Raw genomic sequence first — 13738 nt, forward strand, 5'->3', positions numbered from 1 at the left:
AAAACCCCCCCCCGTCGGCCCCCCCCCCCCGGCCGGCCCCAACAGAGGGGGGTGCCTCGCGCGAACCTGTCTCATCTTCCGCCTTACCCCATGCCGCCTCCACCGCAGCAATTGCCGCCGTCGGCAATTCTGCCGAAAATGCGATGTAATCGTGCAAGGTCAACCCGTTATCACCGCGCTCTAACCTCTCCAGCAACTCGCGCGGCGTTTGCGGAATCCCCTCAACGGCGTAGCCCTGTTCCCTCAGGTCATGCAGCATTGCCAGCACGCTGGACGGCACGTCGAGGCCGACTGCGTAGCCGGTGCGACCGGGGGCGCTCGGATAGTCGGGGATCAGGATGGCCAGCTTGCGTTCCGCGCGGGGCGTCCGCTGCAGGCGCACGAAGGCCTCGACACGGTTCGCCACTTGCGCCACGCGGGCGGGCTCAGGCCGGTTGGCGAAGGCGCGAAAGGCCAATGCGGGATCGGTTTCGCTTTCATCCTTGAAGGAAATGGCGCCGGCCAGGATGCGGCCGTCGAGCTCGGGCAGGACGACATGCATGGCAAGGTCGGCGGGCGCCAGGCCGCGCTGGTTACGTTGCCAGATGTCGCGGCGGGTGGTCGCGACGATGACCTGGAACACCGGTACGCCGGCGCGGTCGAAGAGGGTTTCGATGCCAGGCTCGGCCCCGGAGGCGAAAGCAGTGGTGGTGATGATGGCGGCAGGCTTCAGGGTTGCAAGCGCAGTTTCGACAAAGGCGAGGGATGTTGGGTCCTTCAGGCTGGAGACGAAGATGGGGACGGGGGTGATGCCGCGTTGGCGCAGGGCTTCGAAAAGCGCGTCGATCGGCGCGACATCGGCGGCGAGCAGCATCGAGCGGTAGAACAGAATTGGCACGACGTCCCCCTCCCCCTCGAGGGGAGGGTGGCCCGAAGGGCCGGGTGGGGTCGTCGCGGCAGTGCTCGACGTTTCCTGTTGGTGCGCTTCAAAGTGTTGGCGCGCTTCGGAGAGGACCCCACCCCCGGCCTGCGGCCGGACCCTCCCCTCAAGGGGGAGGGGGACGCCGCGTTCTACGACCCCCAGTCCCGGCTCGTAAAATCCCGCCTTTGGCACGCTGACCGGTTCAGCGACCGCCACACCCGATCCAGCGAGACTTGCCAACCTCTGCACCAGCGCCGCCATATTTGCCGGACCGCCTTCGCGGAAATAGTCGAGCAAGCTGTCCAACTCCTCGCGCGGCAGCGTCGAGCCTTCGATCAGTCGCAAGTCCTCGTCGTGGCTCTCGCCTGGTAGGAGCGCGAGCTTGATACCGCGATTTCGCGCGATAACGGCGAGCTGATCGCAGCCATAGCGCCACCAGTCATAGCCGCCGAGGATGCGGACCAGAATGACCTTGGCGTGGCGGGCGACGCTGTCAATCCAGAGATCGACGGACATCGGATGGCGCAGGTCGCGCAAGGCGGCGAGCCGCATCGATGGCAGGTGGTGCGCATCTGCCTTCCACGCCGTCGCCAGCCCGGCCAGGTCGCTGTCGGTGAAGGACAGCGCCACGACATCCGCAGGCGTTTGCCTGAGATCGACAGGCTCGGCGAGATCGTCGAGCGAGGCGGATGTGGTGGTGAGGATGTGCATCGCGGCTCGTACCTGGGGTCAGCCGGCGAGGATACGCTCGATCGCCGGGCGGTTCAGCCCCTTCAGGCCGATGACGACAAGGCGCGAGCGGCGATCGTCTTCGGCGGTCCAGGCGCGATCGTAATAGTGGTTGACGCGCGGACCGACGGCCTGCAGCAGGAGCCGCATCGGCTTGCCGCCGACTTCGACGAAACCCTTGACGCGCAACACGTTTTCCTCCTCCGCCGCCGTGGCGACGCGTCGTGCGAGCTCGTCCGGGTTGGACACGGACGCGATGTCGATGACGAACGAGTCAAAATCGTCATGCTCGTGGTCGAGCTCGTCGTCGTGGTGGGTCTTGCGGTTCTCGATGTCGTCCTCGACGGCGAGGCCGAGGCCGAGCAGCACCGACGGGTCGACCTTGCCTTGCGAAGTCGGCACGATCTTCACCGCCCGCGCAACATGCTTGCCGATGACGGCATTGGCGCGGGCCGAGCCGGCTGCGTCCATCAGGTCGCTCTTCGACAGGATAATCAGGTCGGCGCAAGCGAGCTGGTCCTCGAATACTTCCTCGACCGGATCGTCGTGTTCGAGCGTCTCGTCCTGCGCGCGCTGCGCCTGCAGGGCGTCCATGTCGTTGGCGACGCGGCCATCAGCCAGCGCCGGTCCGTCGACCACGGCGATGACGCCGTCGACCGTCACGCGGCTTTTCACCGACGGCCACTGGAAGGCCTGGACCAGCGGCTTGGGCAAAGCGAGGCCGGATGTTTCGATCAGGATGTGGTCGACCCTCGGCGTCAGCGACAGGATCTGGTCGAGCGCCGGGACGAAATCGTCGGCCACTGTGCAACAGATGCAGCCATTGGCCAGCTCGACGATGTTTTCGTCGGGGCAGCTGTCGATGCCGCAGCCCTTCAGGATCTCGCCGTCGATGCCGATGTCGCCGAACTCGTTGACGATGATGGCCAGCCGCTTGCCCCCGGCGTTTTCGAGCAAATGGCGGATCAACGTCGTCTTGCCGGCGCCGAGAAAGCCGGTAACGACGGTGCAGGGAACGCGCGAAAGGGAGGCAGTGGTCATATCAGGTCCTTCAAAAGGTCAAGGGGAGGGATGCGGGCAACCAGGCCGCGCTTCAGGCAATCGGGACGGCCGCGCCACGGAATGAGCCCATCCGTCGAGGTGGCGAACAGCTTTGCGCCGGTCACGAGATCGGCGCCGCTGGTCGCGGTCAGGTCGCCGAAGACGTAGCTCCAGCAGCCGTCGCGCAAAATCGCGGCGCTGAGCCGGCGCTTGCAATTGCCGAGGCATTCGACGGTGCGGATTTTAATGTTTTCGCTGGAAGCGGCGCGGCGCGTGTCCTCGGCGAGCAGTTCGCCGGCGCGCGGACGAGCGTCCGAACCGGTCTCGTCACGGCAGGACGAGCAGACGATGACGGTAACGCCGGCCGGGGAATCACCATGGCCGGACAATAAATCCGCTGTCTCAGCCGGGAAACTGCTGTCGCGTTCCAAATCAGGCTCCTTGCCCGGAAAACCCGCCAGGCGATCGGATTCTTATGTCCTAGACGGCAGGTCTCCTGGCTCGCGCGTCATCGCCTGGGTGCCGCCTTCCCGGGAATATCCCAGTGGTTTTCGGCCTTGGCTCGTCGCTTACAGTTGCGGGGACAGCCGCGGATTTGAAATCGAGATTTCGCACCGCATTCCCTCTTGGCCCCTGCCGTTGCGGGCAGGGGACCGTCTGGAATGGATTTAGGCTTGTGGAGGCAGTCGTGTCAACGCACGTCTACGACGCGGCAATGTCGGCCAAAGGCTGTCATGTCCCGCCTTCCGGCAGTGCCAGGATAACTTGCCGGATTGCTTGATAGCCATCGCCATAGTCCCAATCATGACTGATCGCCAGATTTTGACCTTCTTGCCAAACCGCGTTGTCCAGAAGGACTTCGCCACTAATAAGCGTGCCGTTCAAGCCTGCCAGAAAGGTCCGTACAAAATGGCCTCCGGGGGGTACCGAAGCTGTGAACAGCTTTTCCAGCTTGGCATAGAATGCTGGATAGCCTCGGCTTAGCGAGCATAGCTCGGTAGTGGCTTGGGAAATGACGGGTCCGCCATAGATTTTCCAACGGGCATTGTTGCGCCAGATGTTCCAACGGGCGCTGCTTCGCTGCCAAATCTCTACCTCGGCCTGTATGTCGTCGCAGACATGATCAGCCAGCCCCTCAATGGCCACGTGGAAAACACCACGGATAAATTTTTCAAACGCCTGATTCAATTCTTCTTCGCGCGTGTCGCCGAAGCCAGCAAATGATTCAATGACCGGCTGAACATCAAGCAGCGGAGAGAATATGTAGATTTCAAGAACGAGCCGACCGTTAGAACCCGTCTCGAACACCTCAGCCTCAAACCGAAGTTGCCTCGACTGGAGCGTGACGTCCTGCTCTCTACGTATTGCATCTATTCCATGTGCAATCAGCGCACCATGGATCATGTCGAGCACTTCGTGCGATGCCATTACAAACCTACCAGGTTTCTTGGAGCGTCTATGACAGACGCTGTGGGGGTTGGCCATCTATCTGACTGGCCAGCGCCGGCCCAAGATCACCGGCAGCCGTCACCTCGATGCGCTCAAGCCCGAGCCAGCCCTGCATCTGCTTCAATTCCTCGAAGAGTTCGGCGGCAGTTTGCGGCGGGGCGCCGGGCTCCGCATAGGCGGCATGGACGCGCAATACGCCGGCCGGACGGTCGGCCCTGAGGTCGACGCGCCCGACGATGCTGTCGCCGAGCAGGAACGGCAGCACATAATAGCCATACTGGCGCTTTTCGGCCGGCGTGTAGATCTCGATGCGGTAGTGGAAGTCGAACAACCGCTCGGTGCGCGACCGCTCGAAGACGACGGGATCGAACGGCGCGAGCAAGGCGCGCGCCTCGATCCTGCGCGGCAAACGGGCGTCCTTGTGGAGATAGGCCGGCTTGTTCCAGCCTTCGACGCTCACCGGTAACAGCTCGCCGGCCTCGACCAGCTCCTCGAGGCGGCCCTTGATATCGGCGGGCGAGAGGCGGAAATAGTCGCGCAGATCGCCTGCCGTGGCGACGCCGTGGGCGCGGGCGGAGATACGCAGCAATTCGCGGTGCGCATCCTCGGGGCAGGGAACCGGCAGAGTGAGTACCGCCGGCGGCAGTACGCGCTCCGGCAGATCGTAGAACCGCTCGAAGCCGCGGCGATGCGCTGTGGTGATACGGCCGGCCCAGAACAGCCATTCGAAGGCGTGCTTGGCATGGCTCCAGCCCCACCAGCCACCATTGCCCTTTTGGCCTTCGAGGGCTGAAGCGGCGATCGGGCCGTGATCGACGACCTGGCGATAGATCTCCTCGATATAGGCGGGGTGCTCGCGGCCCCATTTGGCCAGTCCGCTGTACATTTCGTCGCCGCGCTCGGCCCGCTGCATGCGCCAGCGCATCAGCGGATAGGTCTCGACCGGCAGGAACGAGGCTTCGTGCGCCCAATATTCGAAGACCATGCGCTTGCGCGTTACGGCAGCGTCGTCGAGCAGCGCCAGCTTGTAGGGGCCAAGCCGCGAATAGAGCGGCATATAGTGGGCGCGCACCACGGCGCTGACGGAATCGATCTGCAGCAGGCCGGTACGGGCAAGCACGCGGGCCAGATGCCTGCGGTCGGGCGTACCGGCGGGGCGGGGGTCGTTGAATCCCTGTGCCGCCAGCGCGATGCGACGGGCCATGCGAAGCGAGATTTTTTCCTTCATCAACGCGGTATCCTGATGATGCTGGACAGAGCAGAGAACCTGCGATTCCGTGCCATGCTAGCAGGGTTTTGGCGGCATCCATGTCAGGAGAGAAAAGTGGAGTGAAAAGTGAAAGAAATCAAACAGGAGCGGATCGGACCAGTTTTGCCGGATATGCCGCCCAGCACCGCGATTTGAACAAGGTTTGACTTGCTTCGCCGAAAGCGCTGCGCTAACCCTCGCCGCGTTGCAGCATAGAGCCCCCTTAAAACGGTTCAGTGGTTAAACTGTCACGCTTCCGCAAGTGGGTCCGGTGCTGTAATCAGAGTGGATTGGCCGCCAACGGAAACTGCAGCATGAACGCACTTTTAGGTTCGTACCTGCCCATAGTCCTGTTCATCGGCGTGGCGCTGGTGGTCGGGCTGGCGCTGCTCGCCGCACCCTTCCTGGTGGCCTACCGCAACCCCGATCCGGAAAAGCTTTCGGCCTATGAGTGCGGCTTCAACTCGTTCGACGACGCCCGCATGAAGTTCGATATCCGCTTCTACCTGGTGTCGATCCTGTTCATCATCTTCGACCTGGAGGTGGCCTTCCTGTTTCCTTGGGCGGTGTCGTTCAGTCAGATCGGCATGCTCGGTTTCTGGTCGATGATGGTGTTTTTGGCGGTGCTGACCATCGGCTTTGCCTATGAATGGAAGAAAGGAGCGCTGGAATGGGATTGAGCGACAATTCCGGCACGCTCGTCGCGCCGAAGCCCAAGGGCCTCATCGACCCCAACACCGGCAGGCCGGTAGGGGAGGATGATCCGTTCTTCCTGGAGATCAACAACGAGCTCGCTGACAAGGGCTTTCTCGTCACCTCGACCGAGGCGCTGATCACCTGGGCGCGCAGCGGCTCGTTGATGTTCATGACGTTCGGTCTCGCCTGCTGCGCCGTCGAGATGATCCACACCTCGATGCCGCGCTATGACTCGGAGAGGTTCGGTGTCGCGCCGCGCGCGTCTCCGCGCCAGTCCGATATCATGATCGTCGCCGGAACGCTGACCAACAAGATGGCGCCGGCGCTGCGCAAGGTCTACGACCAGATGCCGGAGCCGCGCTACGTCATCTCGATGGGCTCCTGCGCCAATGGCGGCGGCTATTATCATTATTCCTATTCGGTGGTGCGCGGCTGCGACCGCATCGTGCCGGTCGACATCTACGTGCCCGGCTGTCCGCCGAGCGCCGAAGCACTGCTCTACGGCATCCTTCTGCTGCAGAAGAAGATCCGCCGCACCGGCACGATCGAACGGTGAGCGGCATGACCCAGGCGTTGAACGATCTCTCGACCTATCTCGGCGAGAAGCTGACCGGCCGGATCGGCGAGGCGGTGCTCGCCTATGGCGAACTCACCATCTCGGTCGAGCCGCGCGACCTGATCGAGGTGGTGACCTTCCTGCGCGACGACCCGAAATGCCAGTTCATCTCGATCATCGACGTCTGCGGCGCCGATTACCCGTCGCGGGCAAAGCGCTTCGACGTCGTCTATCATTTGCTGTCGCCGAGACAGAATATCCGCGTCCGCATCAAGGTCCAGGCCGACGAAGAGACGCTGGTGCCGTCGATCACCGGCATTTATCCCGGCGCCGACTGGTTCGAGCGCGAGACTTATGATCTCTACGGCGTGCTGTTTTCGGGCCATCCCGATCTGCGCAGAATCCTGACCGACTACGGCTTCGAGGGCCATCCGCTGCGCAAGGATTTTCCGCTGACCGGCTTCGTCGAGGTGCGCTACGACGACGAAGCCAAGCGCGTCATCTACGAGCCGGTCGAGCTCAAGCAGGAATTCCGCAATTTCGATTTTCTGTCCCCTTGGGAAGGCACGGATTACGTGCTGCCCGGGGATGAGAAGGCAAAGCAGTAAATGGCTGAAACCTCCGTCCGCAATTTTAACATCAATTTCGGCCCTCAACATCCTGCAGCGCATGGTGTTTTGAGGCTGGTTCTTGAGCTGGACGGCGAAGTCGTCGATCGCGTCGATCCGCATATCGGGCTTTTGCATCGCGGCACGGAAAAGCTGATCGAGCACAAGACTTATCTGCAGGCCGTGCCTTATCTCGACCGGCTCGACTATTGCGCGCCAATGAACCAGGAGCATGCCTTTGCGCTTGCCGCCGAGCGGCTGCTCGGTATCGAGGTGCCGAAGCGCGGGCAACTTATTCGAGTTCTCTACTCCGAGATCGGCCGCATCATGTCGCACATCCTCAATGTGACGACGCAGGCGATGGATGTCGGCGCGCTGACGCCGCCGCTGTGGGGTTTCGTCGAGCGCGAAAAGCTGATGGTGTTTTACGAGCGCGCCTCTGGCTCGCGCATGCACGCCGCCTATTTCCGGCCGGGCGGCGTCCATCAGGACCTGCCGCAGAAGCTGATCGAGGACATCGGCAAGTGGATCGATCCGTTCCTGAAGTCGGTCGACGATCTCGACGCGCTTTTGACCGGTAACCGTATCTTCAAGCAGCGCAATGTCGACATTGCCACCGTCTCCTTGGCGGACGCCTGGGCTTGGGGTTTTTCCGGCGTCATGGTGCGCGGCTCGGGTGCGCCGTGGGATCTGCGTAAATCGCAGCCCTACGAATGCTATGCCGAGCTGGATTTCGACATTCCGATCGGCAAGAACGGCGACTGTTTCGACCGTTATCTGGTGCGCATGGAAGAGATGCGGCAGTCGGCGAAAATCATGCGCCAGTGCGTCGACCTGTTGCTCGGCAAAGAGGGCAGCGGGCCGGTGTCCAACCTCGACGGCAAGGTGGTGCCGCCGAAGCGCCAGGCGATGAAGCGCTCGATGGAAGCGCTGATCCATCACTTCAAGCTCTACACCGAAGGCTACCGCGTGCCGGCCGGCGAGGTCTATGCAGCCGTCGAGGCGCCGAAGGGCGAATTTGGCGTCTATCTCGTCTCCGACGGCTCCAACAAGCCCTATCGCTGCAAGCTGCGCGCGCCCGGCTTCGCGCATCTGCAAGCCATGGACTTTTTGTGCCGCGGCCACATGCTGGCCGACGTCACCGCCGTTCTCGGCTCCCTCGACATCGTGTTTGGTGAGGTCGATCGCTAAATGTCAGTCCGCCGTCTCGCAGAAGCCAGCCTCCAGCCAGCCTCCTTCGCCTTCAACCGGGCGAATGCGGCAGCGGCGAAGCAGTGGATCAAGAAATATCCGAAGGGGCGCGAGCAATCCGCGATTATCCCCTTGCTCATGCTGGCGCAGGAGCAGGAAGGCTGGGTGACCAAGGCGGCGATCGAGACGATCTCCGACATGCTCGGCATGCCCTATATTCGCGGGCTGGAAGTCGCCACCTTCTATACGCAATACCAGCTCAATCCGGTCGGCACTCGCGCCCATATCCAGGTCTGCGGCACCACGCCCTGCATGCTGGGCGGCTCGGAGGCGCTGATGGATGTGTGCCGCTCGAAGATCCATCACGACCAGTTCCACACCAACGACAAGGGCACGCTGTCGTGGGAGGAGGTCGAGTGCCTCGGCGCCTGCGTCAACGCACCGATGGTGATGATATTCAAGGACACCTATGAGGATTTGACGCCGGAGCGGCTTGCCGAGATCATTGACCTCTATGACACCGGCAAGGGTGCTTCGGTGACGCCAGGGCCGCAAAACGGCCGCGTCACCTCCGAGCCGGCCAGCGGCCTGACGACCCTCAAGAGCGAAAAGGCGATCCTAAAGGCGACCCGCGACCGGGAAACCAGGGCGGCGACCAAGGCCGCCAAGGAAACGGCGCCGGCGGCTGCCGCCGCAGCACCCGCGGCGCCGGCCCTGCCAGCCGCTCCTGCCGCGCCGGCGCCGGTTGCGCCCTCGAATGCCAGCAAGCCGAAAACCGATGCGGTCGAGACGAGCCCGGCGCTGAAATCGCCGTCGGCGACAAAAGTCGCGCCCGCGGCGGAGAAGGCGGCGAGCGTTGCAGCGCCGCTGCATTCGGCCGCCAATGCCAACAAGGCCGAGCCGCAGGTCGAGGACGTCTCGAAACAGCGCAAAGGGCCCAAGAACAAGGCCGAGCCGGCGTCTGCTTTCAAGGCGCCGGAGGCCAAGGTCAAACCGGCGAAGGCTGCCGCCAAGGCGACCAAGCCGTCGCCCGGAAACAGGAGCCGGCCGACCGGCAAGAAGCCGGTCTGAGGAACGAGCAATGCTTCAGGACAGAGACCGCATCTTCAACAACATCTACGGCCGCTTCGACAAGTCGCTGGCGGGCGCCATGGCGCGCGGCGCCTGGGACAACACGCCCGGCATCGTTGCCAAGGGGCGCGAGTGGATCGTCAACGAGATGAAGGCTTCGGGCCTGCGCGGCCGCGGCGGCGCCGGTTTCCCGACCGGGCTGAAATGGTCGTTCATGCCCAAGCAAAGCGACGGCCGGCCGAGCTATCTCGTCGTCAACGCCGACGAATCCGAGCCCGGCACCTGCAAGGACCGCGACATACTGCGCCACGACCCGCACACGCTGGTCGAAGGCTGCCTGCTTGCCGGCTTCGCCATGGGCGCGGTCGCCGCCTACATCTATGTGCGCGGCGAGTTCATCCGCGAGCGCGAGGCACTGCAACGCGCCATCGACGAGGCCTATGCGGCCAAGCTGATCGGCAAGAACAACACGTCCGGCTATGATTTCGATATCTACATGCACCACGGCGCCGGCGCCTATATCTGCGGCGAGGAAACGGCGCTGCTCGAAAGCCTCGAGGGCAAGAAGGGCCAGCCGCGGCTGAAGCCGCCATTTCCGGCCAATGTCGGCCTCTATGGCTGCCCGACGACAGTCAATAATGTCGAGTCGATCGCGGTCGCGCCGACCATCCTGCGCCGCGGTGCCGCCTGGTTCTCGTCCTTCGGCCGGCCCAACAATGTCGGCACCAAGCTGTTCTGCATCTCCGGCCACGTCAACAATCCGTGCACCGTCGAAGAGGCGATGTCGATCCCGTTCCGCGAACTGATCGAGACGCATTGCGGCGGCATTCGCGGCGGCTGGGACAATCTGCTGGCGGTCATTCCCGGCGGCGCCTCGGTGCCGCTGGTGCCGGCCGAGCAGATCATCGACGCGCCGATGGATTTCGATGCGCTGCGCGACCTGAAATCGGGCCTCGGCACGGCAGCTGTCATCGTCATGGACAAATCCACCGATATCGTGAAAGCGATCGCGCGGCTGTCCTATTTCTACAAGCACGAAAGCTGCGGCCAGTGCACGCCCTGCCGTGAGGGCACCGGCTGGATGTGGCGGGTGATGGAACGGCTGGTGCGCGGCGAGGCGCAGAAGCGCGAGATCGACATGCTGCTCGACGTGACCAAGCAGGTCGAGGGCCACACGATCTGTGCGCTGGGCGATGCCGCGGCATGGCCGATCCAGGGCCTGATGCGGCATTTCCGCGGCGAGGTGGAGCGGCGCATCGACGAGTTTTCGCGCAACGCACACCGCGCCGAACCGGTGCTGGCTGCGGCGGAATAGAAGAATTCAAAAATGCGGGCGAATGTCCGAAACGAGGAAACGAGCGCGGGGCAGACGGAAACGACCAGGAGACCACCTATGTCGCTGTTTTCGACACCCGACGATTTTACGCCCGAAATGGACCCGTTGTTGAAGATGAACCAGGATCTGACCAGGATGATGCCCAAGGAGATGGCCAATGCCGTCAATCTCCTGGCGCATCCTGTCGCGGGCGCGGCGGCGATGACGGCACTCGGCATCGGCCTCGCCAACCACGCCTTTGGTATCTGGATGGGCGTGCTTTCAGGCGCGGCCGAGACCTCGCAGCGGCTTTGGCAGCCGGTTGCCGAGGATTCCGAGGCCCGAACTGACCGCTTTTCTGCGACCGGCAAAAGCTCCTCGACAAAGGCGCGCGCAGCCACCAAAACCCTGATTGCCGAGGCGCAGTCCTTCGCCAACGACGTGACCGACATTGCGACGAGCAGTGCGGCGCGGAGCCTAGCGAATGCGAGCACCGTTGCAGCGGATGCGTCGGCCGGGCTGATGCCGGAGGATTTCAAGCAGCCCAAGCCGATGGACCGGCCAACCGAGCCGGCCGACCTCAAGGCGATATCGGGCATCGGGCCGAAACTGGAAAAGGTGCTGAACGGCCTTGGCATCTGGACATACGCCCAGATTGCCGCGTGGACGCCGCAAGAGATCGCCTGGGTCGAAGATTACCTGTCGTTGAAGGGCCGCATCGGCCGTGACGGCTGGATCGGTCAGGCGGCCGCGTTGGCCGGGGCCAAAAAGTGAATTCAATGTCGTGCGCGGTCTCGGCTGCGCCCGGAAGGAAAGATTGCGGAACGTCCGCAGGGGTTTGAGGCGAAATGGCAAAGCTCAAGGTCGACGGGAAAGAGATCACTGTACCCGACCATTACACGCTGCTGCAGGCGGCCGAGGACGCCGGCGCGGAAGTGCCGCGCTTCTGCTTCCACGAGCGGCTGTCGATCGCCGGCAATTGCCGCATGTGCCTGATCGAGGTCAAGGGCGGGCCGCCCAAACCGCAGGCGTCCTGCGCCATGGGCGTGCGCGACCTGCGCCCGGGCCCGAACGGCGAGCCGCCGGAAATCTTCACCAACACGCCGATGGTCAAGAAGGCCAGGGAAGGCGTGATGGAATTCCTTCTGATCAACCATCCGCTGGATTGCCCGATCTGCGACCAGGGCGGCGAGTGCGACCTGCAGGACCAGGCGATGGCGTTCGGCGTCGATTCCTCGCGCTACCACGAGAACAAGCGGGCGGTCGAAGACAAGTATATCGGGCCGCTGGTCAAGACGATCATGAACCGCTGCATCCATTGCACGCGCTGCGTCCGCTTTACCACCGAGATTGCCGGCATATCGGAGCTTGGTCTGATCGGCCGCGGCGAGGATGCCGAGATCACCACCTATCTCGAAAGCGCGATGACTTCGGAGCTGCAGGGCAATGTCATCGACCTTTGCCCGGTCGGCGCGCTGACCTCCAAACCCTATGCGTTCCAGGCACGGCCTTGGGAACTGACCAAGACAGAATCCATCGACGTGATGGACGCCGTCGGCTCGGCGATCCGCGTCGATAGCCGGGGCCGCGAAGTGATGCGCATCCTGCCGCGTACCAACGAGGCGGTGAACGAGGAATGGATTTCCGACAAGACCCGCTTCATCTGGGACGGCTTGCGCACGCAGCGCCTCGACCGCCCCTATGTGCGCAAGGACGGCAGACTGGCCCCGGCAAGCTGGGCGGAGGCTTTTGCCGCGATCAAGGAAGCGGTGTCGAATGCCGCACCCGAAAAGATCGGTGCCATTGCCGGCGATCTTGCCGCCGTCGAGGAGATCTACGCGCTGAAGCTTCTGATGGCTTCGCTCGGCTCGAAGAACACCGACTGCCGCCAGGACGGTGCCGCACTCGATCCGTCGCTCGGCCGGGCGAGTTATGTGTTCAACCCGACCATCGAAGGCATCGAACAGGCCGATGCGGTGCTGATCATCGGCGCCAATCCGCGCTTCGAGGCGTCCTTGCTCAACGCTCGCATCCGCAAGCGCTGGCGGGCCGGCAATCTGCCGGTCGGCGTTATCGGCGATGTCGGCGATACGCGCTATGATTACGAGCAGCTCGGCGCCGGGCCGGAATCGCTGAAGGATCTGGCCGACGGCAACGGCAAATTCTTCCAGCTGCTGAAGAAGGCGACGCATCCGCTGATCATCGTCGGACAGGGTGCGCTGGCGCGTCCGGACGGCGCGGCCGTGCTTGGCCAGGCGGCGAAGCTCGCCGTCGCCGTCAATGCCGCAAGGGCCGACTGGAACGGTTTTGCCGTGCTGCACACCGCGGCGGCGCGCGTCGGCGGCCTCGATGTCGGCTTCGTGCCGGGCGAGGGCGGCAGGAACGTCGCCGGCATGCTGGGCGAGACCGACGTGCTGTTCCTGCTCGGCGCCGACGAGATCGACATGGCCAAGACCGGCGGCGCTTTCGTCGTCTATATCGGCACGCATGGCGACAAGGGCGCGCATCGCGCCAACGTCATCCTGCCGGGAGCAGCGTATACCGAGAAGTCGGGCACCTTCGTCAACACCGAGGGCCGCGTACAGCAGACCAACCGGGCGGGCTTCGCGCCCGGCGAAGCACGCGAGGACTGGGCTATTCTCAGAGCTCTGTCGGATGTGCTCGGCAAGAAGCTGCCGTTCGATTCGCTGCCGCAGCTGCGCGCTAAGCTCTATGCGGAATACCCGCATCTTGCCCGCATCGACCATGTCGCGGCCGGCGATCCGGCCGACATCGCCAGGGTGGCCAAGCTCGGCGGGCGGCTGAACAAGGGCACCTTCACCTCGCCGGTCAAGGATTTCTACCTGACCAACCCGATCGCGCGGGCTTCCGCGGTGATGGCCGAGTGCTCGGCTTTGGCGAAGAACGGCTTCAGGCAGGCGGCGGAGTAGAC

Annotated in this window: 13 protein-coding genes and 1 riboswitch; of the genes, 8 read left to right on the plus strand and 5 right to left on the minus strand. The window is 63.6% G+C overall.

Annotated elements, in window-relative coordinates:
* The 5 genes from NKH21_RS12240 to NKH21_RS12260 form a co-directional block, all read right to left on the minus strand.
* On the minus strand, positions 1–1612 hold a 1612-nt coding region (locus NKH21_RS12240; protein WP_352865147.1), incomplete at its 3' end, for a cobaltochelatase subunit CobN.
* Between the two features lie 18 nt (positions 1613–1630).
* Positions 1631–2671, minus strand: coding sequence for a cobalamin biosynthesis protein CobW (gene cobW, locus NKH21_RS12245; RefSeq protein ID WP_352865150.1), 1041 nt, complete (start codon positions 2669–2671; stop codon positions 1631–1633).
* Positions 2668–3102 carry a DUF1636 family protein gene (locus tag NKH21_RS12250; protein ID WP_352865152.1) on the minus strand — a complete coding sequence of 145 codons (435 nt, stop codon included), beginning with the start codon at positions 3100–3102 and terminating at the stop codon, positions 2668–2670. The genes cobW and NKH21_RS12250 overlap by 4 nt, the downstream gene beginning before the upstream one ends.
* 38 nt (positions 3103–3140) lie before the next feature.
* A riboswitch (cobalamin riboswitch) is annotated at positions 3141–3344 on the minus strand.
* Between the two features lie 59 nt (positions 3345–3403).
* Positions 3404–4099, minus strand: a complete 696-nt coding sequence (locus tag NKH21_RS12255) for a DUF6348 family protein (RefSeq protein ID WP_352865155.1) — start codon at positions 4097–4099, stop codon at positions 3404–3406.
* Between the two features lie 28 nt (positions 4100–4127).
* Positions 4128–5348, minus strand: coding sequence for a winged helix-turn-helix domain-containing protein (locus tag NKH21_RS12260; protein ID WP_352865158.1), 1221 nt, complete (start codon positions 5346–5348; stop codon positions 4128–4130).
* A gap of 335 nt (positions 5349–5683) precedes the next feature.
* Here NKH21_RS12260 and NKH21_RS12265 point away from each other — a divergent pair, with 335 nt between their 5' ends.
* From NKH21_RS12265 to nuoG, 8 genes are all read left to right on the plus strand, one after another.
* Entirely contained in the window at positions 5684–6049 is a 366-nt protein-coding gene (locus tag NKH21_RS12265) for an NADH-quinone oxidoreductase subunit A (protein ID WP_023720750.1), read from the plus strand.
* Entirely contained in the window at positions 6040–6621 is a 582-nt protein-coding gene (locus tag NKH21_RS12270; RefSeq protein ID WP_292664697.1) for a NuoB/complex I 20 kDa subunit family protein, read from the plus strand. The genes NKH21_RS12265 and NKH21_RS12270 overlap by 10 nt, the downstream gene beginning before the upstream one ends.
* Positions 6622–6626: 5 nt before the next feature.
* Positions 6627–7229 (plus strand): NADH-quinone oxidoreductase subunit C, encoded by a 603-nt coding sequence (locus tag NKH21_RS12275; protein WP_352669967.1) that lies wholly within the window; start codon positions 6627–6629, stop codon positions 7227–7229.
* Complete coding sequence (locus tag NKH21_RS12280) at positions 7230–8420, plus strand: NADH-quinone oxidoreductase subunit D (RefSeq protein ID WP_352669969.1); 1191 nt, start codon at positions 7230–7232, stop codon at positions 8418–8420.
* Complete coding sequence (gene nuoE / locus NKH21_RS12285; protein ID WP_352865162.1) at positions 8421–9491, plus strand: NADH-quinone oxidoreductase subunit NuoE; 1071 nt, start codon at positions 8421–8423, stop codon at positions 9489–9491.
* Between the two features lie 10 nt (positions 9492–9501).
* Positions 9502–10806: an NADH-quinone oxidoreductase subunit NuoF gene (gene nuoF / locus NKH21_RS12290; protein WP_023676626.1), complete on the plus strand. Its 1305-nt coding sequence runs from the start codon at positions 9502–9504 to the stop codon at positions 10804–10806.
* A gap of 78 nt (positions 10807–10884) precedes the next feature.
* Complete coding sequence (locus NKH21_RS12295; RefSeq protein WP_352865165.1) at positions 10885–11580, plus strand: helix-hairpin-helix domain-containing protein; 696 nt, start codon at positions 10885–10887, stop codon at positions 11578–11580.
* A 74-nt stretch (positions 11581–11654) separates the two neighbouring features.
* Entirely contained in the window at positions 11655–13736 is a 2082-nt protein-coding gene (gene nuoG / locus NKH21_RS12300; protein WP_023676624.1) for an NADH-quinone oxidoreductase subunit NuoG, read from the plus strand.
* Positions 13737–13738 lie beyond the last annotated feature (2 nt).

Origin of the sequence: Mesorhizobium sp. M1329 (genome assembly GCF_040318035.1) — a bacterium.
Classification (GTDB): Bacteria; Pseudomonadota; Alphaproteobacteria; order Rhizobiales; family Rhizobiaceae; genus Mesorhizobium.